The organism is Cloacibacterium caeni (assembly GCF_907163125.1).
GTDB lineage: Bacteria > Bacteroidota > Bacteroidia > Flavobacteriales > Weeksellaceae > Cloacibacterium > Cloacibacterium caeni_B.
Map to the genome: position 1 here is coordinate 2,494,500 of NZ_OU015319.1, position 25,672 is coordinate 2,520,171.

The 25,672-nt window shown below is 32.6% G+C and carries 20 protein-coding genes and 2 tRNA genes; 13 read left to right on the forward strand and 9 right to left on the reverse strand.

Translation table 11 applies throughout. The features are described 5' to 3' along the window. The first annotated feature begins 221 nt into the window (after positions 1-221). The 5 genes from KKQ79_RS11585 (at position 222) to KKQ79_RS11605 (ending at position 2,795) form a co-directional block, all read left to right on the forward strand. Complete coding sequence (locus KKQ79_RS11585) at positions 222-1,406, forward strand: bifunctional folylpolyglutamate synthase/dihydrofolate synthase (RefSeq protein WP_213190737.1); 1,185 nt, start codon at positions 222-224, stop codon at positions 1,404-1,406. A gap of 53 nt (positions 1,407-1,459) precedes the next feature. Further along, positions 1,460-1,534, forward strand: a tRNA-Val gene (locus tag KKQ79_RS11590). A 32-nt stretch (positions 1,535-1,566) separates the two neighbouring features. Then, positions 1,567-1,641: transfer RNA gene (locus KKQ79_RS11595), tRNA-Val, on the forward strand. Between the two features lie 120 nt (positions 1,642-1,761). Continuing rightward, a complete protein-coding gene (locus KKQ79_RS11600; RefSeq protein ID WP_213190271.1) occupies positions 1,762-2,364 on the forward strand; it encodes a hypothetical protein in 603 nt (200 codons plus the stop codon). Further along, positions 2,364-2,795 (forward strand): nucleoside deaminase, encoded by a 432-nt coding sequence (locus KKQ79_RS11605; RefSeq protein WP_213190272.1) that lies wholly within the window; start codon positions 2,364-2,366, stop codon positions 2,793-2,795. Before KKQ79_RS11600 ends, KKQ79_RS11605 begins: the two co-directional genes overlap by 1 nt. Before the next feature lie 142 nt (positions 2,796-2,937). Here the strand turns inward: KKQ79_RS11605 and KKQ79_RS11610 are convergent, their stop codons facing one another. From KKQ79_RS11610 to KKQ79_RS11625, 4 genes are all read right to left on the reverse strand, one after another. Further along, positions 2,938-3,696 (reverse strand): type III pantothenate kinase, encoded by a 759-nt coding sequence (locus KKQ79_RS11610; RefSeq protein WP_104792970.1) that lies wholly within the window; start codon positions 3,694-3,696, stop codon positions 2,938-2,940. Between the two features lie 74 nt (positions 3,697-3,770). Beyond that, positions 3,771-5,612 (reverse strand): M1 family metallopeptidase, encoded by a 1,842-nt coding sequence (locus KKQ79_RS11615; protein WP_213190273.1) that lies wholly within the window; start codon positions 5,610-5,612, stop codon positions 3,771-3,773. A 119-nt stretch (positions 5,613-5,731) separates the two neighbouring features. After that, complete coding sequence (locus tag KKQ79_RS11620; protein ID WP_213190274.1) at positions 5,732-9,442, reverse strand: restriction endonuclease subunit S; 3,711 nt, start codon at positions 9,440-9,442, stop codon at positions 5,732-5,734. A gap of 68 nt (positions 9,443-9,510) precedes the next feature. Beyond that, positions 9,511-11,199 carry a DUF6909 family protein gene (locus tag KKQ79_RS11625; protein WP_213190275.1) on the reverse strand — a complete coding sequence of 563 codons (1,689 nt, stop codon included), beginning with the start codon at positions 11,197-11,199 and terminating at the stop codon, positions 9,511-9,513. Between the two features lie 308 nt (positions 11,200-11,507). Between KKQ79_RS11625 and KKQ79_RS11630 the strand changes: the two genes are divergently transcribed. The 3 genes from KKQ79_RS11630 to KKQ79_RS11640 all read left to right on the forward strand — a co-directional run bounded on the left by KKQ79_RS11630 (position 11,508) and on the right by KKQ79_RS11640 (position 15,178). Next, a complete protein-coding gene (locus tag KKQ79_RS11630) occupies positions 11,508-13,703 on the forward strand; it encodes a glutamine synthetase III family protein (RefSeq protein ID WP_213190276.1) in 2,196 nt (731 codons plus the stop codon). Between the two features lie 49 nt (positions 13,704-13,752). Beyond that, positions 13,753-14,211, forward strand: a complete 459-nt coding sequence (locus KKQ79_RS11635; protein WP_213190277.1) for a GNAT family N-acetyltransferase — start codon at positions 13,753-13,755, stop codon at positions 14,209-14,211. A gap of 304 nt (positions 14,212-14,515) precedes the next feature. After that, positions 14,516-15,178, forward strand: a complete 663-nt coding sequence (locus tag KKQ79_RS11640; RefSeq protein ID WP_213190278.1) for a C40 family peptidase — start codon at positions 14,516-14,518, stop codon at positions 15,176-15,178. A gap of 64 nt (positions 15,179-15,242) precedes the next feature. Here the strand turns inward: KKQ79_RS11640 and rodA are convergent, their stop codons facing one another. The 5 genes from rodA to KKQ79_RS11665 are packed head-to-tail and all read right to left on the reverse strand — an operon-like array spanning position 15,243 to position 20,862. Further along, positions 15,243-16,472: a rod shape-determining protein RodA gene (gene rodA / locus KKQ79_RS11645; RefSeq protein ID WP_213190279.1), complete on the reverse strand. Its 1,230-nt coding sequence runs from the start codon at positions 16,470-16,472 to the stop codon at positions 15,243-15,245. Between the two features lie 3 nt (positions 16,473-16,475). Beyond that, positions 16,476-18,473: a peptidoglycan D,D-transpeptidase FtsI family protein gene (locus KKQ79_RS11650; protein ID WP_250131247.1), complete on the reverse strand. Its 1,998-nt coding sequence runs from the start codon at positions 18,471-18,473 to the stop codon at positions 16,476-16,478. Further along, positions 18,470-18,976, reverse strand: coding sequence for a rod shape-determining protein MreD (locus KKQ79_RS11655; RefSeq protein ID WP_213190280.1), 507 nt, complete (start codon positions 18,974-18,976; stop codon positions 18,470-18,472). The genes KKQ79_RS11650 and KKQ79_RS11655 overlap by 4 nt, the downstream gene beginning before the upstream one ends. Next, a complete protein-coding gene (gene mreC, locus KKQ79_RS11660) occupies positions 18,966-19,817 on the reverse strand; it encodes a rod shape-determining protein MreC (RefSeq protein WP_069797430.1) in 852 nt (283 codons plus the stop codon). Before mreC ends, KKQ79_RS11655 begins: the two co-directional genes overlap by 11 nt. A 19-nt stretch (positions 19,818-19,836) precedes the next feature. Beyond that, positions 19,837-20,862, reverse strand: a complete 1,026-nt coding sequence (locus KKQ79_RS11665; RefSeq protein ID WP_213190281.1) for a rod shape-determining protein — start codon at positions 20,860-20,862, stop codon at positions 19,837-19,839. 201 nt (positions 20,863-21,063) lie between these two features. Between KKQ79_RS11665 and KKQ79_RS11670 the strand changes: the two genes are divergently transcribed. The 5 genes from KKQ79_RS11670 to hemE all read left to right on the forward strand — a co-directional run bounded on the left by KKQ79_RS11670 (position 21,064) and on the right by hemE (position 25,625). Further along, positions 21,064-21,480 (forward strand): GNAT family N-acetyltransferase, encoded by a 417-nt coding sequence (locus KKQ79_RS11670; protein ID WP_213190282.1) that lies wholly within the window; start codon positions 21,064-21,066, stop codon positions 21,478-21,480. A 68-nt stretch (positions 21,481-21,548) separates the two neighbouring features. Continuing rightward, positions 21,549-22,826: a glutamyl-tRNA reductase gene (gene hemA / locus KKQ79_RS11675; protein WP_213190283.1), complete on the forward strand. Its 1,278-nt coding sequence runs from the start codon at positions 21,549-21,551 to the stop codon at positions 22,824-22,826. Between the two features lie 55 nt (positions 22,827-22,881). Further along, positions 22,882-23,790 (forward strand): hydroxymethylbilane synthase, encoded by a 909-nt coding sequence (gene hemC, locus KKQ79_RS11680; protein WP_213190284.1) that lies wholly within the window; start codon positions 22,882-22,884, stop codon positions 23,788-23,790. 7 nt (positions 23,791-23,797) lie between these two features. Beyond that, on the forward strand, positions 23,798-24,469 hold the full coding sequence (locus KKQ79_RS11685; protein WP_213190285.1) for a uroporphyrinogen-III synthase: 672 nt from the start codon (positions 23,798-23,800) through the stop codon (positions 24,467-24,469). 130 nt (positions 24,470-24,599) lie between these two features. Then, positions 24,600-25,625 carry a uroporphyrinogen decarboxylase gene (gene hemE / locus KKQ79_RS11690; protein WP_213190286.1) on the forward strand — a complete coding sequence of 342 codons (1,026 nt, stop codon included), beginning with the start codon at positions 24,600-24,602 and terminating at the stop codon, positions 25,623-25,625. Positions 25,626-25,672: the final 47 nt, after the last annotated feature.

A 25,672-nucleotide genomic window follows, 5' to 3' on the forward strand; every position in this document is an offset into this window, starting at 1 on the left:
CCCAATCTTTTATGCGCGGCAGCTTCGCTGCCGCGCATAAAAGGATTTCCGCTCAACTCGGGGCGCAATTCTGCAACGGAAACACAGGTTTTGCTTAAATCAAATTTTTAAAATTCTACATTTCCTTTTATCTTTGAAAAAATTTTTTTGTGTCAAAAAATAATCCAATTTCTTTTACTCCAGAAGCTTATCAAGAAGCATTAGATTGGCTTTTTGTACAAATGCCTAATTACCAAATTGATGGTCAAAAAGCATATAAACCAGGTTTAGAAAATATTACAAAACTTTGTGATTTTTTCGGAAATCCTCAGGAAAAACTGAAGATGATTCATATTGGCGGAACTAATGGAAAAGGCTCTACCAGTAATATGTTGGCTTCGGTTTTACAAGAACAAGGGTACAAAGTTGGTTTGTATAATTCTCCTCATTTAGTTGATTTTACAGAGAGAATTAAAATTAATGGAGTCAATTGTGAGAAAGAATTTGTCTTTGATTTTATTCAAAAATTGAGGAATATTCCAGAAGAAATTCTTCCTTCTTTTTTTGAATTTACCACGATTATGGCATTTGAATATTTCTATCAAAAAAAGGTAGATTTTGCCATTATTGAAGTCGGTTTGGGCGGTAGATTAGATTCTACCAATATTATAAAGCCTTTAGTTTCTGCTATTACCAATGTAGATTTAGATCATCAGAATATTTTAGGTGAAACTCTGGAAGAAATTGCCACAGAAAAAGCAGGGATTGTAAAGCATAATATTCCCATTGTTTCTGGCGACGAAAGAGATTTGGTTAAAAATATTATTCAACAAAAAGCCATCGGAAATCATTCTGAATTCATAGATGCAACCGAAATTTCTACTGATTTAGAAACCGATTTGAAGGGAATTTATCAAAAGAAAAATATTAGAGTAGTTATCGCTTTAGTTGAAGAATTAAGAAAACAAAAAATAAAAATTTCTGAAAATTCTCTTGAAAATGGTTTGATGAACGTTCACCAAAACACCAAATTCATCGGAAGATGGTTTCAATTTTCAGAAAATCCATTGATTATTTGTGATACCGCTCATAATCAAGCTGGTTTAGAAATGGTTTTTGCCCAATTGAATTCCATTGAAAAGTATAAACATATTGTCCTTGGTTTTGTGAATGATAAAAAAATAGATGAGGTATTGAAAATTTTACCCAAAAATGCTCAATATTACTTTGTAAAACCGTCTATTAGCAGAGGAAGAAGTCCAAAAGAGTACGAAAATTCACTAATTTCTGCAAAAATAGATTTTCAAATTTTTGAAACAGTAGATGCTGGTTTTCAGGCAGCTAAAATAAAATGTAAACCCGAAGAAATGATTTTTGTGGGCGGAAGTAACTTTGTAGTGGGAGAATTTTTAGAAAAAAATTTGTAGAAATCGCAATAAGTTGTATATTTGCACCACTCAAAACGAGAAATCGTGAAAGAGGGTTCTTAGCTCAGTTGGTTCAGAGCATCTGGTTTACACCCAGAGGGTCGGGGGTTCGAATCCCTCAGGACCCACAAAAAAGGAACGAAACCTTTTCAAAAAATTCGGGTTCTTAGCTCAGTTGGTTCAGAGCATCTGGTTTACACCCAGAGGGTCGGGGGTTCGAATCCCTCAGGACCCACAGAAATAGAAATCTCACAGAAATGTGAGATTTTTTTGTTTATAAGATTTATAATACGTTTAAAATTTCCAAATTTATAGTTTATTTTTAATTTGTTATTTTTGTAATAACAAAACACAAATGAAAGTATTTTTTTTATTTCTTCTTTTTTCATGTGGGATTAATGCTCAACAATTAGAATCTTTAAAAATTCTAAAAACAAAGCATGACAGCATAGAAACTCAACTGAAACTAAAATATCAGGAAGAAATTAAAGGAAAATCTGATTCTGAAATCAGCGAAATTTATTACCAAAATCTACTCAGCAGAAGAAAAAATAATAGAGAACGTTTTAACCATTATTTTTCGGTGGTTCAAACGTATTTAGATACTCAAAAACTGATAGGCCCAAGTCCAGAAGCAACCCAACAAGAAATTCCTGACAAAGCAGCGAATTATTCTCAAGGTTTTCCCGCTCTATATAAAGAAGTGCATGATTTTATCAAAAGTCAATATCAAGATAGATTAGATGAATTTTTTACCAAATCTGCTAAAATCCATTTTATTGTTCAAAATGACGATTCACTTTACATAGAAAAAGTTGAAGGATCGGAGAAAGAATTTAACGATTTAGCTTTGCTGGCATTTTTAATGACCTCTGGAAAATGGGAAAGTGCTTTTCAGAGAGGTAGTAATGTAAAATCCAAATTTGTCTTGCCTGTAAAATTTGTAGTAGAAGAGTAATGTTTACACCAGAATATTTCATGAAACAGGCTTTGCAAGAAGCCGAAATTGCCAGAGAAAAAGACGAAGTTCCTATTGGTTGCGTCATTGTTTTCAAAGATAGAATTATCGCGAGAGGTCATAATCTTACAGAGCAATTAAATGACGTGACTGCACATGCAGAAATGCAGGCAATTACTTCTGCGGCTAATTTTTTGGGCGGAAAATATTTAAAAGATTGTACTCTTTATGTAACATTAGAGCCTTGTGTAATGTGTGCAGGAGCTCTAACTTGGTCACAAATTTCTAAACTAGTCATTGGTGCGAGAGATGAAAAACGAGGTTTCATCAATCAAAACGTGAAACTTCATCCTAAAACGGAAATTGTTTCGGGAATTTTAGAAAATGAATGCTCAGAAATCGTGAAAAATTTCTTTAAAAATAAAAGATAATTTTTGGGCAGCTTTTCCGCCTTCCGTTCCCGCTTTTTTACTTCACTGCGTTTCGTAAAAAGAGCTTCACTCAAGTCGGGCTGCGAGATTTCGTCTAAAAAATACAGTTTTCCTCAAAAGAAAATTCTACAGATTTTTGAAATTATTTGTCTTTCCCTAAGAAATAAAGACCTTTTAAAGTGTGTAATTTATCGGCGATGTCTATTTTATTGGTCAAAGGTTGATAAACATGAGAAACGCCACCTGTTGCAATCACGAAACATTTATCGTTTACTTCTTCGTTTATACGGTCAATAAAACCTTCTACCATTCCTAAAAACCCATAAACCATCCCCGAAGTCATACAAGAAACGGTGTCATGTCCTAAAACAGATTTTGGTTTAGTGAGCTCTATTTCAGGCAGTTGTGCGGTTTGTTTCACCAAAGAATTAAGAGAAGTAATAATTCCTGGAGCGATGATTACGCCCAAAACTTCTCCGTCTTCGGCTACACAACTTGCAGTAAGCGCAGTTCCGAAATCTAAAATAATTTTCTTTTTGTTGGGATAGAGAAAATGAGCTGCTACTAAATTGGCAAAAATATCAGTTCCCATTTGATTGGACTTGTGATGAATAGGAGAGTGCGTTTTTCTATCTACCACTATGGCTTCTATTCCGTGAATTTTATACAAAGCACTGCTGATAATGTGTGTAAGCTGAGGTACCACAGAACCAATAATAATTTTATCTACCTTTTCTACATCTACATTGTACGTTTGGTACAGCATAGAAAATTGGGCGAAAAGTTCGTCTCGGGTTCCGTAAGGTTTGGTGTTAATAATCCAAGAAACATCACATTTACCATCAATAAAATGGCCAAATCTAATATTGGTGTTGCCAATGTTTATTACAATGCTCGTCATTGATTTTAAAAGAAAAATTAAAGCCGAAAGTTAAGCATTTTCTGCATAAAAAAAGTTGAGAAATTTCTCAACTTTTATTTTACTTCTAAAAAATTATTTTCGGGATTTACATCTGCTAATCTTTGAGAGAAGTCTATTCCTAAAATTTGTAAATCAGATTTTTTGTAAGGAATGGTAAAAGTGTATTCTTTGGTAGTCCAGTTCCAATAGTTTAAGGTCTGGAAGTCTCCAAAATAATCTTTTGTTTTAGGAGCTCTCATCATATTCAGCGGAATGTGATAGTTCACCGTTTTTTTGTCTTTTGTAAAAATGCTAAAATCAATTGGCATAGGAACTTCACCGTTATTTACGAGCGTAATCGTGGTAGAATCTTCATTATATTTTACATCTTTTATGGCGTAATCTATGGTTTTGGTTGTGTTGATCCAATAATGATGGAACCATTTCAAATCCATACCAGAAATTTGCTGTGCAATGTGGAGAAAATCTCTATCTGTAGGATGTTTAAGGTTCCAGTCTTGATAATATTTTTTCAAAATTTTAGATAAATTTTCTTCACCCACAATGTAACCTAGTTCTACTAAGAATAATTCGCCTTTGGTGTAAGAAGCTACGGTGTAAGCCGTTCCGTTATCGTGATGGTCTGCTAACCAAACTGCTGGTTCTTCTTTGCCAGATTTTACGAATCTCACATAAGATTGAATCGCATTATAAAAAGGATTAGGCATGTCTTCTTTCGGAAAAAGAGCATTCATTACGAAATCTTCTGCATAACTGGTAAAACCTTCATCTAACCAAGGTTTTGTGCTTTCATTGGTGGCAAGCATTTGCTGGTACCAAGAGTGCGCTCCTTCATGAATCATCAATCCTAATAAACCTTCCAAACTTCTCGCTTCACCAAGCATCATGGTACACATTCCGTATTCCATTCCGCCATCTCCACCTTGTACAAAACTATAGGTAGGATAAACGTATCTGCCAAAAGTGGCATTCATCAGTTGGAAATATTTGGTAATGTAGGGTTGAGCTTCGCTCCAGAATTGTGTTTTTTCAGATTTTTGGTAGACAAAATTCACTTTTGGTCCATCTGGAACGATGAAGGTTTCTACAGAATAGTCTTTATCTGCAGCCCAAGCAAAATCTAAAATATTTTTTGCGGTAAAACGCCAAGTTGCTTTGTCGTTTTTATCTGTTTTTATCGTAGGATTTTCGGTGTAGCCTTTTACTTCTGTAGGATTTTCTAAAACGCCACCTGCGCCAATTACGTAATTTTTATCAATCTTTATGGTTACATCAAAATTAGAAAAAGGAGCGTGAAATTCTCTACCGATATAATCAAAAGTTGCCCAACCATCATAATCATATTCTGCTAGTTTTGGGAACCATTGCGTCATGGTCATATCTACACCTTCTCTGTTATTTCTGCCACTTCTTCGGATTTGTTTAGGAACTACAGAATCCCAATCCATCGTAAAAGTGGTGGTAGAGTTTGGTTTTATTTTTTCGTTGAGGTAAACCTTCATAATGGTTTCTTGAACTTCAAATTTTAGAATTTTTCCGTTTTGTTTAATCCAGTTTACGGTTTGTGAACCTTCTTCGTTTTTAGGAATAGTAGCTAATTTAGAATTTCCGAATTCAGTTAATCTTCCGTCTGCATTTTTTCCTTGGTTTTGTACTCTTTGATCCATCAAAGAATTGGGTTTAAAGGCATTCCAATACAAGTGAAAGTACACTACCGAAAGTTCATCAGGAGAATTATTGGTATATTTTATTTCTTGGTTACCGTGATAAGAAAAATTAGCAGCATCTACATCGATTTCCATTTTGTAAGAAGCTTCTTGTTGGTAATAAGCTTGTTGTTGTGCTGTAATTAATCCGAATGCTAAAAGAAAAATTGCTAAAAATTTTTGAGTCATAGGTGATTTTTTTTCAAAGATAGAAATTTTTTAACACCCCGTCATTAACAAGTTAATGACACCCCTCTAAAAGAGGGGAACCAAAAAAATCCTCCCAAATTTTCTTTGAGAGGATTGAGTTATAAATATTTTTTTAAAACAGCTTCTTTCTGCTTAGGAATTTCTGAAATTTCGGTTTCTAAAACTTTTATTTTTTCCTCTATTTTCTCTATTTCTGAAACTATTTTTTGTTGTTCGGAAAGTGGTGGAAGTGGGATTTTTATATTTGACAATAAAGTTTGATTCAAACTTTTAATATTTGAACCAGAACTGTCAGTTATAATTTTATTTCTAACGAAATCAGTTTTCAAATAATGACAAAGAAACTTTGAATTAATGTTTTCATTTTCAACACGTATTCTAATTGTGAAACCAGAAAATGAAGTTTTAGTTTTTAAATTATCAATAAATAAAAATCTACCAACCAAATTAGCTGAACCATTGGATCTAACAACTAATATATCATTTGTTTTTAATAGATAATCATCTGATAAATTACCATCAATTTGAATCTTTTCTAATGATGCAACGTCTGGAGAAAATCTATTTTGAAAGTCACGAACTCCAACGATATTAATTAATTCACCTAAACTATTTCTAGAATAATTAAGCCCATTTTTGAAATCAGAAATTGAACCTAAATTAATTTCTTTAAATTTCAAATTTACCATTGATGATGAAATATTAAATTTCAATTTCTCAATTTCCTCTTTCGCTTTCTTTTCTTTTGCTTCTAAAACTTCAATTTCTGAAACAATTTTTTGTTGAATGTCTATTGGCGGAAGTGGAATTTTGAGGGAATTAAAAGTTTCAATTTCAAGATTTTTTTGAGCTACTCCTTGTCCACATAGATAAACCATTTCTTGATTTAAAAATAAAAACTGATTTAAGTATTCTTGATTTAAAATTTCAGAATTTTTTGTGTTCAAGGTTAATCCAGAATCATTTAAGAAGAATTTCCCTGAAATATATCTTACACATTTTGGAGACATCCCAAATCTTGAAATGATGTATGTATTTTCTCTATTAAATTTATCGGCTTTAAAAGTTTCACCACCACCACCATAAACTGGATAAATTGTTCCTTGTTCAGACTTTTTTACAATTCTTGTTCCGTAATCAATAATGGATATTTCATCAAGTTTTATCAATTCCCACCTACTCTCAATCTTCACTTTTTTTTTAACTGAAAGCGAAATGTTTTTTTCAAATTCTACTCTATCAAAAGTAAGCATATCTACCAAATCATGGCGAGAAACGTTGTTTTTCATCGCTTCATCTATTGGGAAATCATAATCTCCAGCAAATGCTTTATAAATATACGTACTTGCTTTGGTTGGGTTATCAAAAATATCGGCATCAAAAAGTTGGGTACAATCTTCAATATTTTTGCCTCTTTGTATTGGGTGTATTCCTTCGCTTCCTCTTCGGTTAGAAAATTCGTAGCCTAAGAAACGTTTTTCTGCATCTTTTTCTCCGCTTTTTACTAGAACAACTTTTTGAGGATATGCCAAAATAAAATAGAATAGTTTTTCTTTTTCGGTTTCCAAAAGTTTAGTCCAAAATTCTTTATCATTTTTAGATTTTATTTTCTTTTGGTATTCTTTGTAAATTTCATGTTGGGTAATAACATTGTTTGGTTCTTTTTTCAAAAGAGAAATATAATCTTCAAAAGAAATGTTTTCCCAAACATGATTAATGTATTTAGAAACTGGTTTTTCTACACTATTCAATGTAACTTCTAAATGATTGGTAAAGAATTTTTCTACTGCAATTTTTAGATTAATGCTGTCGTAATTATTTCTACGTCTTAAAAATAAAGTAACAGTATTGGTTCCTGTTGCCATAAAAGTGTTAGAACCTAGTTCTGCAATTCCGATTATTTCAAAATTTTCTAAAATAATTTCTCGTGATTTACTGTAAATTCCTGTGTTACTCAAGATAGAACTAGGCAAAATAATTCCTGCAACTCCGCCATATTTTAAGAGTTGTTTAGTTCTTTCTATGAAAAGGCATTCTATTTCCGAACTATTATCTGTTAATTTATCATACAAATCAAAATCGCCTTCACGATAATATTCTCTTGCAGAATTTTTAAATGCAGAAACAGAATACGGAGGATTTGAAACCAAAACCTCAAACTGCTGATTTTCTTTAGGGAAATCGGGTTGAGTTATGTTTAATTTATTTTTGTATTCTTTATGTTTAAAATTAGCTAAACCATCAGAATGAATGACGTTTGCTAAACCATCACCATGAAGATAGCAACCTACTTTGCCTACTTTCACCAAACGATAATCTTTCTCAATACCATAAACGTATTGAAGTGCCCAATCAAAATGGCGAATTTTAGACACTTCTATAAAACTTTTTGCTTCAGTTTTTAATTTTTTTGGGTCTGTTTTTAAAATTAAACGCTGAATTTCGTGCATACTTTCGGTAAGAAAATGTCCGCTTCCTGCTGCATAATCTATTACAAAAGGTAAAAGTTCGTCTTTTTTTCCTGCGAGTAATTTTTCTTCGACCAACTTGTCAATAGGTAAACTTTTGATAACGAATTGAGCAATAGGAACTGGAGTAAAGAATTGGCCAGATTCTTGTTTCAATCCTGTAGTTAAAAGTAATTCAAAAAAATCGGAAAGATATTGTTGCTTTTGAGTGTAACGAATTTTGAATTTTTCTAGAAGTTTTACAACTTCTTTTACCACTTTTGCGTTTTCTTTAAAAGATTTGTTGTCGTAAACTTCTTTTATAGCAAACTCATTATTTTTTTCAAGACGAAGTCTTGCAATGTCTTTTCTTAAAAGTGCTTTCAGGTTTTCGTCACCAGCAAAAAGAGAAGCGTATTTAGAATCTAAATCATCATCAGAAAAATCGGTAACTTGTTTTTCTAAAAATTCTTCCATTCCGTTTTTATACAAATCAGTAAGTCTTAACTGGAAACTTACATCATCATCTTTTCCTTCTAACCACTGAAAATCTAATTCTTCATCAGTTCCTTCTTTAGATTTTTCATCGTAAATTTTACAAAGAAAAAGGGTGAAAATTTTATTGAAAGCATTTGGCTTATCAGAAACTACATTATGACGTAAAATTTCTAAAAAGCTATTGAAAATAAAACTACTGTCTTCTTGTTTTATCTCTACTAAATCATTGATTTTTAATGCTCTACTTTCAAAATTATAAGGATTGACCCAAGAATCAAAAACACCATTGTTTTTTGGCAATTTATTCCACTTATCATAAAAATCTTTTACATCACCATTTCTGTAGTCTTCTTCAATTTTTACAATTTCGTTCCGGTAAACAATTTCTTTTCCTTTTAATTCAGAAGCGTAAAGCATAATTACATCTGCCTTATTGCTGAATTTAAAATAAGTAAATAATTGTCCTCCGTCTTTATTTAGTTTTGTAAAAGCCTTATCAAACTCTTTTCCGTAGGTTTTACATTCAATTAAAAGATATTCAGAGCCATCATCACGAGTAACGCAAATGTCTAGCCTTCCTGAGGTTCCGTGACCGGCTGGATAAACTTTTTCTAAAGAGATGTTTTCTGGTTTGTAACCTTTTTCTAAAAGACGATTAACACATTCTAGAACTACCCAATCTTCAGGTTTTGTAATGTTTTGTGTAAATTTTTCGCCAATTTTTATTTTTCCTCCAAAATCAAAAATTTGATTTTTAAAGTCAATTTCTAAACAATAATTATTTTGATATTTTTTTATAAAAATACCATCAGTGTTTTCTTTTGGTTGAAAACCAAGTGATTGAATTAGTTTTTTAACATCCATTTTTTCTGCTCTTACAAAAATAACAAAAAAAGTTCCTAAAAAATATAGGAACTAAAATATTATTAATATTACTTCTTGGTCTTGTTTTTAGCAGAAGACTGTAAAATCTTTTCTAAAATTCTTAACGTGATTAAATAAGTTGGTTTTACACCCGTTAATCCTAATCCGCCTGAAGAAAGGGTAGAACCTGTTTCTAATGGATTATCAGAAGCGTAATATGCATACATTACAAATAAATCTTCTGAAATGTGTTTTCTGATTTTAGAAGCTACTTGAATCGCTTTTTGGTAATGAGCTCCTTCCATTTCTAGACCGATTGATTTCCAAGAAGTAGTCATGAAATAGGTTAAAATATCTTTATTCTGAAGAGAAGTTCCGAGAACCGTAATCATGCTTCCTTCGAAAGCTCTTAATTCATCATCTTGGAAATCTTCTAATTTCAAAGCGTTTTCAAATGGATAATTATCTGCAGTTCCTTCGAAAATGTGAGAAGTAGGAATCATAATGTCTCCTTTTTCACCGGTAAGAATCCCTGCTTTACCCATGATAGAAACAGATTTTACATTCATGGTGTACACATTTCCTTCATATTCGAATGGTCTTAACAATTCATCCATTACTTCATAAGCTTGTTCACCAAAAGCGTAATCGAAAACCATTAAAACATCATCACCTTTGTAACCAGAATTGGCAAATGGAGAGTTTTTGAGGTCTACTTTTGATAAATCAATCAACTGTACATCTATATTACTTCCAGAATTATCGTCTATGTAAATCATTTCTTTAGAAATTGCATAGTCTAGAACTTTGTCTCTAAGTTCTTTCTTGTTAGAAATTTCTTCGTAAAGAGAATAATCTACATCTTTAATATTCTTTTTCTTCAATGCGTCATTGGCAAAAAGCATATTTTTCACCGAGTGCATATTCGCAGAAATAATATGTAAAGGTCTGTTTAATAAATTGTTATCTCCTAGAACTTGTTTTACGTGATTTGCCCATTTTTCACCGAAATAATGGTGACCAACTCTTTCTTTTAGAATAGCACTGAAATGAATTTCTCTTTCTCTCACTTGTTTCAAGTCGTCAAAACTTACTTTTCCTAAGTGATAAATAATTTTGAAAAGTCTATCAGGATTATTGTCTTCGCCGAAATTATTATAAGCATTAAGCGTTTCTTCGAAAGTTCTTCCCAAAAGTGAAGAAAGATGAATAAGAGCTACTTCTTTTTCTTTTCTACTGAATTTTTTCTCACCTTTTGCTACTTGTTCAATAATTTTCCAAGAACGTTTTGGTTCTCCGTCTTCATCAATTAAGAAAGCAATGTTTCTTATTTTGTCTGCTTCTATGTATAAAAAGGTAAGGTGAGTAAGAATATCATAAATTTCTGAACGACCAAGTAGAACTTCTATATTCATTTGGTGTTCATCTATTCTATAGCAATTTCTTCTACGTTTTTTAGGAACTATAGGTTCAAAACTTCCTTTGTCAAAACCTTCGTCTGAAGTAAGGTGAATAAATGCGCATTCTTCTATACCTTCTGGTAATCTGTCTAATACATATAATAAACCATCTAGTTCTACTTTATTAGGAACATTCATGGTTCCGTAGATTTCTGGATTGATGATTTTTAGAAGGCTTCTAATGCTATCACCCGAAACTCCTGAAGGTTTAAAAAATCCTCTGTAAAACAAATGTCTCATAGAGACATAAATTCTTTCGATTGCTTCTGTTGTTTCTCTTGCTCTAGAATTTGCCATATATATTTTGTTTTTAAAAAAGTCTACAAAGATACAACTTTTATTTTGAATTTATGATAAGAGTGCTTAATTGTATTGATTTTGAGTAATTTAAGTTCCTTTTTGTTCAAAATGATTTTGTTTCTCTAAGGTATGAAAAATAGCCTAAACTAAAATTAATTTTACATTAAAATAGATTTAAGTTATCGGTTTTATTGATTTTCTACATTAAAATCTATATAAAATTTATGAATACCCTTAAAATTTTAGGGGTGTTTTATAAAAGTTTCGATTTTTTACTTAAATTTGCTGAAAATTTTAACACCTATATGTCAACATTAAGATTTAAAGCGTTAGAAACGCTTCCTTTTAAAAACTTTAGAAAAGATAATCACGTAGAAGTTCCTGCGAAATTATCAGAATTGTATTGCGAAAATGTTTTCTCTGAAGAAACCATGAGAGAATATTTAACCAAAGAAGCATTTCAGTCTATCTTAGATGCTATAAGAAAAGGAACAAAAATCCAAAGACATATCGCAGATCAGGTTGCTGTAGCAATGAAAGATTGGGCTTTGTCTAAAGGAGTGACTCACTACACTCACTGGTTTCAGCCATTAACAGGAGCTACTGCAGAAAAGCACGATTCATTTTTTACTCCAATTGAAGGGGGAAGAGCTATCGAAAGATTTAACGGTGGAATGCTTATTCAGCAAGAACCAGACGCTTCTTCTTTCCCAAATGGTGGAATTAGAAATACTTTCGAAGCGAGAGGTTATACAGCTTGGGATCCTACTTCTCCAGCTTTTATTATGGGAACTACACTTTGTATTCCTTCTATTTTTATTTCTTATACTGGTGAAACATTAGATTACAAAGCACCATTGTTAAGAGCTTTACACGCTGTAGACGAAGCCGCAACAGAAGTAATGCAATATTTTGACAAAAATGTAACGAAAGTGGTTCCTACTCTAGGTTGGGAACAAGAATACTTTTTGGTAGATTCTGCATTATATCAATCAAGACCAGACTTAGTATTAACTGGTAAAACGTTATTAGGACATTCTCCTGCAAAAGGTCAACAGTTAGATGATCATTATTTCGGTTCTATTCCTACTAGAGTGATGAATTTTATGAAGGAGCTAGAAATAGAATGTATGAAATTGGGAATTCCTGTTACAACTAGACATAATGAAGTTGCTCCAAACCAGTTTGAGTTGGCTCCAATGTTTGAAGAAGCAAACGTAGCAGTAGACCACAATTCATTATTAATGGATGTAATGGCAAGAGTAGCTCACAAACATCATTTCCATATTTTATTACATGAAAAACCATTTGCTGGAGTAAACGGAAGTGGAAAACACAATAACTGGTCACTTTCTACAGATACTGGCGAAAATTTACTAAGCCCAGGGAAAAATCCTAAGAAAAACTTACAGTTTTTGACTTTCTTCGTGAATACGATTAAAGCAGTTCATGAATATGCAGACTTATTGAGAGCAAGTATTGCTTCTGCAAGTAATGACCACAGATTAGGAGCAAACGAAGCGCCGCCTGCAATTATTTCTGTTTTCATCGGTTCTCAATTATATACTGTACTTTCTGAATTAGAAAAAGTGACTAATGGTAAACTTTCTCCAGAAGAAAAGACAGAATTAAAACTAAATGTAGTAGGTAAAATTCCAGAAATTTTATTAGACAATACAGATAGAAACAGAACTTCGCCTTTCGCATTTACAGGAAATAAATTTGAGATTAGAGCAGTAGGTTCTTCTGCAAACTGTGCAGAATCTATGACGGTAATGAACACCATCGCTGCAAAACAATTAAAAGAATTTAAAAAAGAAGTAGATGCTTTAATTGAGAAAGGCCTTAAAAAAGATGAAGCTATTTTCAATGTGTTAAGAGAATACATCAAGCAATCGAAAAACATTATGTTCGAAGGTGATGGATATTCTGATGACTGGGCAAAAGAAGCGCAGAAAAGAGGTTTATCTAACCTTAAAACTACTCCAGAAGCTTTAGAAAGAGAAATGGACAAAAAATTCGTTAAACTTTACGAAGAAATGGGCGTTTTCTCTCATGTTGAAGTAGAAGCTAGAAACGAAATTAAGTTAGAAAAATATTCTACAGTAATTGATATTGAAGCTAGAGTTTTGGCAGATATTGCTAGAAATCACATCATTCCAGCTGCATTAAACTATCAGAATAGATTGATAGACAATGTAAAAGGATTAAAGGAAATTTTCGGAGATAAAGAATTTAAGTCTTTAGCAAAAGAACAAATGAGTTTAATTACTCAGATTTCTGAAAACGTTTCTATTATTAAGTTAGGAGTAGAAGAGTTGTTAAAAGCGAAAGATAAAGCAAAATCTACTGCCAACTCGCAGAAACAGGCAGAAGCCTATTGTAACGAAGTGAAGCCATTGTTTGATAAAATTAGGGAAGCATCAGACGCATTAGAAATGATGGTAGATGATGAGCTTTGGCCACTCACAAAATACAGAGAATTATTATTCACTAGATAATCACCACTTCCCTCTCCATTTCGAGAGGGATTTTTTTTTAAAAATTAATATGAAAATAGATATCCTAAAAACCGAATCCCATCACAAAGATTTCCAAAAATTAGTCTACGATTTAGACCTTTATCTTGCAGAAATAGACGGAGAAGACCATTCTTTTTACGCTCAATATAATAAGCTAGACGCTATAAAAAACTGTATTATCATTTATATAGACAAGGAACCCATTGCTTGTGGTGCTTATAAAAAATATGATGACCAAACCATCGAAGTTAAAAGAATGTTTACCAAAGAACACTATAGAGGAAAAGGATATGCTAAAATGGTTCTATTGCTTCTTGAAAAATGGGCAAAAGAAGAAGGTTACAATTTTTCTGTTTTAGAAACTGGAGTTCAGCAAGTTTCGGCGGTTCATCTTTATGAAAAGTCCGGCTATTCACGTATTCCTAATTATGAACCTTATGAAAATGTAGAAAATAGCATTTGTTTTCTAAAACAGTTAGTGTATTGATTTTAAGAAATTTACATAATAAATTTAATAATAAAGAATTTCCTTCGTTAAAGTTTACATCATTATAGACTAGCGTTATATAATTTATAGATTTTGATAATATTTTGTTAAAAAGTCTTAAAAAAAAATTCCGCAGGATTTCCAAAATAGGAGCCTCGCGGAAATTTTTTTTTAACATATGAAAGACAAATGTTAAAAAATGTTAAATTTTTTGATTAGCTGACAATTATCAAGTCCTAAAAAACTTGTATGATATACTTTTGTCTTGTCTAAAAAAGAAATCTACACAGATAATCAAATAAATATGAAGAAAAGAGTTTTGCTAAGTTTGGTTGCAATTATTTCCATCTTCTCGTTGCAATCTTGTGTTACAAACTACGTTGTTTCTACACCTACAAAATACAAATCTAGTACCAAACTAGATAAAATAAATACTAGAAATCTAAATTCTGCGAGCAAAAGTTCTTATGATAGCTATAATGCAACTTTTGAAATGGCAAAAAAATCAGAAATGGCTGCTTTGATTACAGGAGCGATTTCTCATGCTAAAACGATTGATGATATTCTAAGTGAAGCGAATACTTATTTAGGAACTCCTTACAGATTTGGTGGTTCTACCAGAAGTGGTATAGATTGTTCAGCATTCGTTTTAAATGTTTATGAAGAAACTACAGGTTTAGAATTGCCAAGAGTTGCTGCAGAACAAGCTGAGCTAGGAGAAAGAGTAGAGAGACAGCAATTGCAAAAAGGAGATTTAGTTTTCTTTGCGCACAACAGAAGAATCTCTCACGTAGGAATAGTACAAGAAGTTACACCAGAAGGAGAAATTAAATTTATTCACGCTGCTACTTCCAGAGGCGTAATGATTTCTTCACTTAACGATTCTTATTGGGGTCCAAAATTTAGATTTGCTAAAAGAATTTTAAAAGAAGATCAAAATATTGCTACAGCAGAAGCAACGAATTAATATAGATTAATTAAATTAAATAGTGATAAAAAACCTCCGCAACTAGTTGCGGAGGTTTTTTTATTTATACGAGTGAATTCTTATCTGCGTAATTTAATTTAAAGAAAATAGCGGTCATAATAGAGAATGCTAAAAACGAACTTCCTCCGTAACTGAAGTAAGGCAGTGGAATTCCCACTGTAGGAAATAGTCCCATTACCATTCCTAAATTGATGGAAAAATGCATGAGTAATATTCCAGCAAAACAATAACCGAAAACTCTATTAAAAGTATTTTTTTGAGTTTCGGCTAAGTAAAATATTCTGCCAATATAAATAGCATAAAATAACACCAAAAGAAAACTCCCGAAGAAACCCCATTCTTCTCCCACTGTACAGAAAATGTAATCTGTCTCTTGTTCAGGAACGAATTTTCCTTGAGTTACCGAACCTTGTTTATAACCTTTTCCCCAAAATCCGCCAGAACCAATTGCCGTTTTAGAATACAATAAGTTATAACCAGAAGTATCTCGGAAAGCTTTTTCACCTTTGTAGAGAACTTCTATTCTTTCTCTCTGGTGATTTGGCAATTTCTCCATTATTTTTGGAGTTCCAAAACTGATTCCGGCTAAAATTCCTAAGCTTCCGACAATGGTGACTATAGTAGGAACGCTCCAATGAATTTTTTGATAATTAAAGAGTATAAAAATGAGGACTAAACCTACTAAAACTACAGTAATGTATAAAGGATTAAACGCAATCGACAAAAGAAAAACAGCTGCTAAAACAAATCCTACTATAAATAACCAACCATTTAATCCTTCTCTGTATAAAGCAATTGCAAATGCAGTAAATACCAATAATGAACCAACATCTGGAATGGATAAAACAACTAAAGCTGGTACTCCAATAATTGCTAAAACCGTCAACTGTGATTTTCTCATTTTCAGATTAAAATCTGGTCCAGAAACGTAATTGGCGAGCATAAGTGCTGTTCCGATTTTAGCAAATTCTACAGGTTGCATGGTAAAACCGCCAAACTTGTACCAGTTTTTTTGACCTAAAATTTCAGTTCCAAAAATATGTAAACCTGCTAATGAAAGGACGCCCAATATGAAAAAAATTCCCGCAAAGTTTTCGAAAAACTTTGTTCTCATGGTGAAAATTACAAGTCCTACAACGAGTGAAATTCCAAAAAATATAAATTGTTTGGTTCCTAATCCTTCGTCTACACTATAAATATTTGCTATTGCAAAAAGTGAAATAGCTAAGTATAGAAAAATGCCAAGTTTATCAACTCCTTCTGCCCATTTCATCTTTTACGTTTTATTATTTTTAGTGGTGTCTTTTAATTTTTTTGGATTTTGTGCTGCCTTTTTTTCATTGAGTAATCTAAGGCTGTCTTCTAGTTTTTTCAATTGAATAGGGTCTGGTTTAGGCGCGATGTACCAACCTTTTTTCGTAAGATGATTGATGTACATTCGCTTGTATTCTCCCATAAAACTAGATTGTATCATTCTATCGTAGAGATAAGTTCTCTTAATATCTCCTAACAAATATTTTTCAGCAATAATGGTAGAAGCTGGACCTGCCCAAGTTGCACCAAAACCAGCGTGTTCTATTACCGCAACCACCACAATTTTGGGTTTGTCAGCAGGTGCTGCCATTACAAAAATAGAGTTATCTCTTCCTCCTGGAACTTGTGCTGTTCCTGTTTTTCCGAGTTGTGTGAATTCTTTAGAAAGTAATCCTCTTGCAGTTCCGCCAATGAAAACGTCTTTCATTCCTTTTAGAACCACATCAAAATATCTAGGTTCTACTTTGGTCACATGTTTTTTCTTAAATCTTTCGTCTGGATTAGGTTTTCCATCTATGGATTTTACAATATGTGGTGTAAAATACCAACCTCTATTAACAATAGCGGCAGTAAAATTTGCCATTTGAAGCGGAGTAAGTAGAACGTCTCCTTGTCCCATTCCATTAAAAATAGCAGATTGATACGGATGCCATTTTTCCCCTAATCTTTTCGTGTAAAATTCTCCAGAAGGAATTTTTCCTTTTGCGCCAACAGCCAAGTCATTATTCATAAATTCTCCTAACCCGAAGCTATTCATGATTTCTTTCCATTCATCTATGGCTCTATTTCTTCCTTTTGGACCGTATTTTTCGGTGATTTTATAATAAACACTAGAAAAATAATTGTTACAAGATTTTTCTATGGCTTTTTCCATTCCGATAGGCCAAAAAGTTCCACAGTGACAACCGATGGTATGTCTTCCCATTCTATAGCCATGTCTACAAGTAAATTTTGTAGAATCACTAATGACTTTCATTTGATAACCAGCTAATGCAGTCAATAATTTGAAAGGCGAACCTGGAGGATAAGCTGCTTGAACTGAACGGTCATAAGTAGGTTTGTTGTCATAGATGGTGTCGTTTGCCAATCTATAAATATTTCTTTTTTTGTTAGGCCCTGTAAAAAGATTTGGGTCTATGTCTGGACCAGTTGCGAGAGCTAAAATTTCTCCATTATTTGGGTCAAGTGCTACAATTGCGCCATGCTTATTCACGAGCATTTCTTCGGCGATTCTTTGCAAATCATAGTCTATGGTAAGCGTTAAATCTTTACCAGAAACCACTTCTTTATCTAACTCACCGTTTTTATAAGGACCTACATTTCTCAGTTTAATGTCTTTCTGAATGTAGCGCATTCCTTTTTCACCACGCAATTGTTTTTCGTAGGCACGCTCTATTCCTGTAATTCCAGCAATATCACCAGGCAAATAATAAAGAGAATCTTTTTTGATGTAATTTTCGTTGACTTGATTGGTATATCCAAGTAGATTTCCTGAAGTAGAAACTTCATACTTACGTTGAGGTCTTTCTACAATGTTAAAAGCTGGATATTTGAAGATAATTTCTTGAATTCTAGCGATTTCTTCTCTGCTCATATCACTTTTGAAAGTCATGGGAGTGAGCTTAGAGTAATATTTTTCCTTTTTAATGGACTCAATTTTTTTGATGAAATCTTTTTTGCTGATTTTTAATAAATTACAAAAACCCAAAGTATCAAAATCTGGCGTCATTTGACTTTGGGTAAAAGAAATTTCATAAGAAGGTTGGTTACCCACTAAAATTTTTCCGTTTCGGTCAAAGATAATTCCACGCTGAGGAATGACATAGTCTATTTTGATAGAAGTATTGGCGGCATTAAGCGCATATCTATCTGTAAGCAACTGTAAATAGACCAATCTTGCCACAAAAATTGCGGCAATGAGAAAAAGAAATAAGGTAATTTTATAATAGGCTGTTTTCAAACTTTTTCTTTGATTTTAAATGCTAACGAATAGAGGAGTACAAATATTATAGAAATAACACTGGTTACTAAAATATTAAGTATTACTTCAAAAAACCTGTCGAATTTAAAAAATTCTATACTCTGAACTAATAGTTGATGCACAAAAATACTTGAAAAAATATAAAATAAAAACTGTGACCACTGAAGATTATGGAAAGAAAATACATCCGAAGAGACTTCTGTGGAAGTTTTGAAAATAATGGTTCTAAAATAGGCGATAAGTGTAGTGGCAAATGCATTGATACCCCAAGTTCCTAAAAATGCGTCTATAGATAATCCTAAAATAAAACTCGCCGATAGGAAAATATAGAGATTCCTGTAAAAAGGATAAAACAAAACAAAAATAATGTAGATGACAGGAGTATATTTACCAGCAATATCTATTCTGTTAAATAAAAATATTTGCAATGTGACTAACATTGCGATTAATAAAACATCTGTAAGTAAATTTCTACTGATCATTGTTTATCGTGGCATCAAGAGTATCTTGAATTTGTTTTACTTCTAATTTTTTTAAATTTCTTACAACATAAACTTTGTTAAGTTGTCCCATTTTTTGGCTTAATTCTACAGAAATATCCCAATATCCTGTTTTAGAATCTACTTCGTAGCCAGCGACTCTACCAATCATAATTCCTTGTGGGAAAATTGCAGATTTACCATCTGTAACTACCGTGTCGCCAACTTTTATCGGCACATATTTAGGAATGTCTGATAAATGCATGGTTCTAGAATTTTCGCCTCTCCAAGTAAGCGTCCCGAAGAATCCAGAATCTTTTAGCGAAGCATTAATTCTAATTTTGTTCATACTGAGTACAGATTGTACTAATGCATAATTATTAGTGGTATTGATCACAATTCCTGCAATTCCTTGCGGTGCAATTACACCCATTTTAGGGAAAACGCCATGTCTTTTTCCTCTGTTAATGGTAAAATAATTATCTTTTCTAATGATAGAATTATTTACAATTTCACCATCTACGAAAGTGTAAATCTGTCCACCACCAATCGTGTCGGTAACTCTTACAAAACTAGGATTTTTAATTTTTTCTTTACCGTATAATTCCTGCATAAGCGTTTTATTCTGAGCAACTAATTCTTCATTAATTTGCTTCAGTTTTAAGTAGCTGGTTCCTTCGTCTATGTAACCAGAAACCCAAGCATTAAACGCGGTAGTTTGTGCTGCAATAAAAGATTGTTGCATTGAGTTTCTACTGAAAATCAATGTTACGGCAATTATTTGTAAAAAAAGAAAGAACAGAAATAATCCGTTCTTGCTAAATAATCTTATCAAAAACCCCATTCTATAACCAGGTTTTTACTTATTTTATAAGGAAATTAAATTTATCCATGTTTTTAAGAGCAATTCCTGTTCCACGAACAACTGCTCTTAATGGATCTTCTGCTACGAAAACTGGTAATCCTGTTTTCTTGTGAAGTCTATCTGCTAAACCTCTTAATAAGGCACCACCACCAGCTAAATAAATACCAGTTTTGTAAATATCTGCTGCTAATTCTGGCGGAGTAAGAGAAAGCGTTTCCATTACTGCATCTTCTATTCTGATGATAGATTTATCTAGAGCTCTTGCGATTTCTTTATAACCTACCATAATTTCTTTTGGCTTACCAGTAATTAAATCTCTACCTTGTACTGGAATATCTTCTACATCTACATCTAATTCTTCTACTGCAGAACCTACTTCTATTTTCACTCTTTCTGCTGTTCTTTCTCCGATGTATAAGTTGTGATGCGTTCTTAAATAATAAGCAATATCATTCGTGAAAACATCACCTGCAATTTTTACAGATTTATCACAAACAATACCACCAAGAGCCACTACAGCAATTTCTGTAGTACCACCACCTATATCGATAATCATGTTACCTTCAGGTTTTTGTACATCAATTCCTACACCTATTGCTGCAGCCATTGGTTCATAAATTAATCTTACTTCTTTAGCATTTACTTTTTGAGCAGAATCTCTTACCGCTCTTTTTTCTACTTCTGTAATACCAGAAGGAATACAAATTACAATTCTAAGAGAAGGCTGAATTAATTTTCCTTTGATGCCCGGAATTTGTTTGATAAATTCCTTAATCATGTGTTCAGATGCAGCAAAATCTGCAATTACACCATCTTTAAGCGGACGAATCGTTTTAATATCTTCGTGCGTTTTTCCTTGCATGTGTTTCGCTTGTTCTCCTACAGCAATTGCCTTTCCAGTTGAACGCTCGATAGCCACGATTGACGGCTGGTCAATCACGATTTTATTATTATGTATGATAAGTGTGTTCGCTGTTCCTAAGTCTATCGCAATTTCTTGCGTGAACATATCAAATAACCCCATTTTCTTCTATAAATTTTTAAGTGACAAAGATATAAATTTCAGAGCATTTAAAAATAATGAAAAACAAAAAATATCGTTAAAATTTTATTAATTTTTAAATGCTTGTTGTAACTTTAAACTCGAAACTTTAAAAATTATTTTTCTCTGTTGAGAATTTAATGAATTTCAATTCTTAAAATAATTTAACATTCAGATTTTCAAATGATTAAAAGAATTAGCCCAGAGGAAACCTATCTTCTTAGACGAGAAATCCTTAGAAAAAATCTTCCTCAAGAATCTCATGAATTTAATGGTGACTTTGATGACCAAACTTTTCATCTAGGTTATTTCGTGGAAGATAGAATTGTGGGAATTATCACGGTCTTGAAAAATGGAGAAATTGCTCAAATTAGAGGAATGGCAGTTTCAGAAGATTATCAAGGAAAAGGAATAGGAAAAAAATTGGTAGAAAAAGTTGAAGAGATTTTAAGAGAAGCTCAAATTCATAAAATTTGGATGAATGCCAGAGAAACAGCTGCCGAATTTTACGAAAAATTAGGGTATAAAATTGAAGGTGAATTGTTTAACGTAAAACCTATCGGGTTTCATTATGTAATGACCAAATATTTCAATTCATAACATCTATTAAAATATGATGAAAATTAGAAATTTTATATCATAATAATGATTAAATTTGCAGACTTGAAATGAATTCTCTTGCGAAGACATATAATACACAGAACTTCACTGTTTTAAGCATTAGTTTTGAAAAAGCCAATGCCGAAATCAGAGGGAAATTTGCGTTTTTTGATGAACACGTAAAACAATTCGTAAAAGAAATTCATGAAAAGAAACTCGGTGACGCATTTGTAGTTTCTACTTGTAACAGAACCGAAATCTATACTACTTCTCATAATTATATTGCGATTGCAGAGATGTATTGCAAGAGTGTAGACGTAAGTTTGATGGATTTCATGCAGTTTGTAAATGTGATGAAAAACGAAGAAGCGCTTTATCATCTTTTCAGAGTTTCTGCGGGTTTAGAAAGTCAGATTTTAGGAGACTTCGAAATCATTGGTCAGATAAAAAATGCTTACCATCGATTCAAAAAACACAAAAGTTTCAGTAATCCTTACTTAGAAAGAGCCATCAACTCGGCCATTCAGATTTCTAAAAGAATTAAAAACGAAACCGCCCTTTCAAACGGAGCAGCTTCTGTTTCTTATGCAGCGGTTCATTATATCTTAAAAACTCAAAAACAGATTTCAGAGAAGAATATTCTTCTTTTGGGAACTGGCGAAATCGGTCAAAATACTGTAGAAAATTTGGTGAAACATGTGTATCAGCCAAAAGTAAAAATCGCCAACCGTTCTTATGAAAAAGCTGAAAAAATTGCAGAAAAGTACAGCATTCCGCAAATTGCTTTTGAAAATTTCGAAGAAGAACTGAAATCTACAGATATTCTTATCGTTGCAACTGGCGCTTCACACCCGATTATTCAACAAAAACATTTTCCAAACGGAAAAGAAACATTGGTGATAGACCTTTCTATTCCAAATAATGTAGATAAAAAAGTAGCGGAAAATAAAGCGGTGCAATTGGTAGACGTAGACGAATTGTCTAAGCATATTCAGGAAACCATAGAGCAGCGCAAGAAAGAAATTCCTAAAGCGGAGAAAATCATCAAGGAAATGACTAAAGAATTTTTGGCTTGGGAAAGAAAAAGAAAATTCGCGCCGAATATTCATCAGTTCAAAGCTGCACTGAAACATATAGAAGACCATGAAATGCATAATTTCCACAGAAAACACAGATATGTGGATATAGAAGACATGGAACTCACCGAAAAATTGATTCAAAAAATCACCAATAGATTTGCGAAGTATATCATCGAAAATCCGCTTCGTGCCGAAGAAGTTACTAAGTTGATGAACGAAATTTTGGTAGAACAACCTAAAGAAGAGTTCAACAAAAAACATCAGTAAATTTAAGATTTACGATTTAGGATTTACGAAGTTTTCAAGAAAATAAATTTTTATAATGATTAGAATAGGTACCAGAAATTCGCCTCTTGCAATGTGGCAAGCAAAAGAAGTAGAACAAAAGTTACAAAATTTAGGTTACGAAACAGTACTGGTTCCTGTGCTTTCTTCTGGTGATAAAAATCTTAATCAACCGCTTTATTCCCTAGGAATTACTGGCGTTTTTACCAAAGATTTAGACATCGCTTTACTCAATAATGAAATAGATATTGCAGTACATTCTCTGAAAGATGTTCCTACTATTTTACCTCAAAATATAGAAGTTTCTGCCGTTCTAGAAAGAGATTTTCCGCAAGATGTTTTGGTGAGAAAATCTTCTTCTAAAAATAAAGATTTAGCAGAACTTAAAATTGCGACCAGCAGTTTGAGAAGAAGAGCTTTTTGGTCAGAAAAATTCCCGAACACTCAGTTTTCAGATATCCGAGGAAACGTACAAACGCGTTTAAAGAAATTAGAAGAAGGAGATTTTGATGCTACACTTTTTTCTTTAGCAGGCATTAAAAGAATGGAAATGGAGTTGGAGTATGAAATGCTAGATTTTATGATTTCTGCTCCTAGTCAGGGAGTTGTAGCGATTTCGAGTAGGGTAGATGATGTAGAAACCAAAGTGATTTTGCAAAAAATAAATCATAAAACCACTCAGATTTGCGTTGAAATAGAACGTAATTTCCTCAGAACTTTAGAAGGTGGCTGTACTGCGCCAATTGGAGCAATAGCTATTTTTGAAGAAAATAAAATCAAATTTTCGGGAAGATTAAATTCTTTGGACGGAAGTAAAACGATAAATGTAGTTGAAGAATTTGAATATGATGAATCTGAAAATTACGGTAAAAAATTTGCAGAATTTGTGCTTGAAAACGGAGGAAAAAAAATGATGGAAGAAATTAAGAAACAAATAAAGGAATAGAGTCATCATGAAAATCCTTTTCACCAAAACCGGAATCGAACATGAGGTTTCAGAGAAATTAGAAACCGGTTTTTCTTGTGATTTTAAGGATTTCATTGCCATCGAAAAAATTAAAACTAAACCTTTTCCACTTAAAAATTCTTCACTTATTTTCACGAGCGTAAACGCTGTAAAATCCTTCTTTGAAAATGGTTTTCAACCGAATGAAAATTTCCAAGAAGCCCATTATAATAAAATCTACGCAGTAGGTCTTAAAACCAAAAAAGAATTGAGAAATAACGGTTTTGGAACTTTTAAAGTGAAGAAACATCTTAATGATTTGTCTGAATTTATTCTCAAGCATAGCCAAAAAGAAAATTTTATTCACTTCTGTGGAAATTTAGCGCTTGATATTTTAGATAAAGCATTACCTCTTCAGAATATTTCTTACAAAAAAGTGGTGCTTTACAATACTAAAATTCTCTACCCAGAAATTCATGAAAAATATGAGGCTGTAGTTTTTTTTAGTCCAAGTGGAGTTCGTAGTTTTGCAAAGTTTAATTCTTTAGAAAATTTGAAACTCTTTTCTATCGGACACACCACAGAAAAGGAGCTGAGAAAATTTACACAAAATAAAATTTTCACCAGTAAAGAAAGCAATTTAGAAGATTTAATTAAAATAATAATGTCTCACAGATAGCACAGATTTTTAATTTAAAATTTAATTCTTTCATTGATTGAAATTAAATCAGTTAAAGACTAAGAAATATAAATGTTGAATTTATTTTCTGTAAAAATCTGTGTAATCCGTGAGAAGCAAAATAATAAAAATGATAAAAAACGACCTATATTTAAGAGCATTACGAGGCGAAACTGTAGAAAGACCACCAGTTTGGATGATGAGACAAGCGGGTAGATATTTGCCAGAATTTATCGCACTTCGTGACCAATATGATTTCTTCACACGTTGTCAAACTCCAGAATTGGCAGCAGAAATTACTGTTCAACCGATTAGAAGATTTCCGCTAGATGCAGCGATTTTATTTTCTGATATTTTGGTAGTTCCACAAGCGATGGGAATTGATTTCAAAATGAAAGAATCCGTTGGTCCTTGGTTAGATACACCCATCAGAACTTTAGAACAAGTTGAAAATCTGCAAGTTTCTGGTGCGGAAGAAAATCTAAAATACGTTTATGATGCCATCGAAATCACTTTACAAAAATTAGAAAACGAAATTCCTTTGATTGGTTTTGCAGGTTCACCTTGGACTTTGCTATGCTACGCAGTAGAAGGAAAAGGCTCTAAATCTTTTGATATTGCGAAGTCATTTTGTTTTACTCAACCGGAAGCAGCGCACTTGCTTTTACAAAAAATTACAGATGTAACCATCGCTTATTTAAAGAGAAAAGTACAAAGCGGAGTTTCTGCCGTACAGATTTTTGATTCTTGGGGCGGAATGCTTTCTCCAGAAGATTATCAAGAGTTTTCTTGGAAATATATTAATCAAATTGTAGAAGCTTTGGCTCCAGAAGCTCACGTTGTAGTTTTTGCGAAAGGTTGTTGGTACGCTCTAGAAGAAATGACGAAATCGAAAGTTTCTGCTCTTGGAGTTGATTGGACGATTACACCAGAATTAGCAAGAAAATTCACCAATAATTCTATCACTCTTCAAGGGAATTTTGATCCTGCAAGATTACATTCTTCGCCAGAAGTGATTAGAAAAATGGTTCATGAAATGATTAATAGATTTGGCAAAGACAAATATATTGCTAATCTAGGTCACGGAATTTTGCCAAACATTCCTTTAGAAAACGCCGAAGCTTTTATTAGAGCGGTGGTAGAATGGAAGGGTTAAAACCCATCTTTATATATGAGTTGTCCTAAAAAAGGTTGACTCGTTAA

Excerpts from the sequence above, each read along its gene's own strand:
- KKQ79_RS11635 (WP_213190277.1), top strand. The coding sequence starts at position 13,753 with ATGAAAATAGATATCCTAAAAACCGAATCCCATCACAAAGATTTCCAA.
- hemA (WP_213190283.1), top strand. The coding sequence starts at position 21,549 with ATGAATTCTCTTGCGAAGACATATAATACACAGAACTTCACTGTTTTA.
- KKQ79_RS11585 (WP_213190737.1), top strand. The coding sequence starts at position 222 with ATGCCTAATTACCAAATTGATGGTCAAAAAGCATATAAACCAGGTTTA.
- KKQ79_RS11610 (WP_104792970.1), bottom strand. The coding sequence starts at position 3,696 with ATGACGAGCATTGTAATAAACATTGGCAACACCAATATTAGATTTGGC.
- KKQ79_RS11640 (WP_213190278.1), top strand. The coding sequence starts at position 14,516 with ATGAAGAAAAGAGTTTTGCTAAGTTTGGTTGCAATTATTTCCATCTTC.
- hemC (WP_213190284.1), top strand. The coding sequence starts at position 22,882 with ATGATTAGAATAGGTACCAGAAATTCGCCTCTTGCAATGTGGCAAGCA.
- mreC (WP_069797430.1), bottom strand. The coding sequence starts at position 19,817 with ATGGGGTTTTTGATAAGATTATTTAGCAAGAACGGATTATTTCTGTTC.
- KKQ79_RS11655 (WP_213190280.1), bottom strand. The coding sequence starts at position 18,976 with ATGATCAGTAGAAATTTACTTACAGATGTTTTATTAATCGCAATGTTA.
- KKQ79_RS11685 (WP_213190285.1), top strand. The coding sequence starts at position 23,798 with ATGAAAATCCTTTTCACCAAAACCGGAATCGAACATGAGGTTTCAGAG.
- KKQ79_RS11605 (WP_213190272.1), top strand. The coding sequence starts at position 2,364 with ATGTTTACACCAGAATATTTCATGAAACAGGCTTTGCAAGAAGCCGAA.
- KKQ79_RS11625 (WP_213190275.1), bottom strand. The coding sequence starts at position 11,199 with ATGGCAAATTCTAGAGCAAGAGAAACAACAGAAGCAATCGAAAGAATT.
- hemE (WP_213190286.1), top strand. The coding sequence starts at position 24,600 with ATGATAAAAAACGACCTATATTTAAGAGCATTACGAGGCGAAACTGTA.
- KKQ79_RS11670 (WP_213190282.1), top strand. The coding sequence starts at position 21,064 with ATGATTAAAAGAATTAGCCCAGAGGAAACCTATCTTCTTAGACGAGAA.
- KKQ79_RS11620 (WP_213190274.1), bottom strand. The coding sequence starts at position 9,442 with ATGGATGTTAAAAAACTAATTCAATCACTTGGTTTTCAACCAAAAGAA.
- rodA (WP_213190279.1), bottom strand. The coding sequence starts at position 16,472 with ATGAAATGGGCAGAAGGAGTTGATAAACTTGGCATTTTTCTATACTTA.
- KKQ79_RS11630 (WP_213190276.1), top strand. The coding sequence starts at position 11,508 with ATGTCAACATTAAGATTTAAAGCGTTAGAAACGCTTCCTTTTAAAAAC.
- KKQ79_RS11600 (WP_213190271.1), top strand. The coding sequence starts at position 1,762 with ATGAAAGTATTTTTTTTATTTCTTCTTTTTTCATGTGGGATTAATGCT.
- KKQ79_RS11615 (WP_213190273.1), bottom strand. The coding sequence starts at position 5,612 with ATGACTCAAAAATTTTTAGCAATTTTTCTTTTAGCATTCGGATTAATT.
- KKQ79_RS11665 (WP_213190281.1), bottom strand. The coding sequence starts at position 20,862 with ATGGGGTTATTTGATATGTTCACGCAAGAAATTGCGATAGACTTAGGA.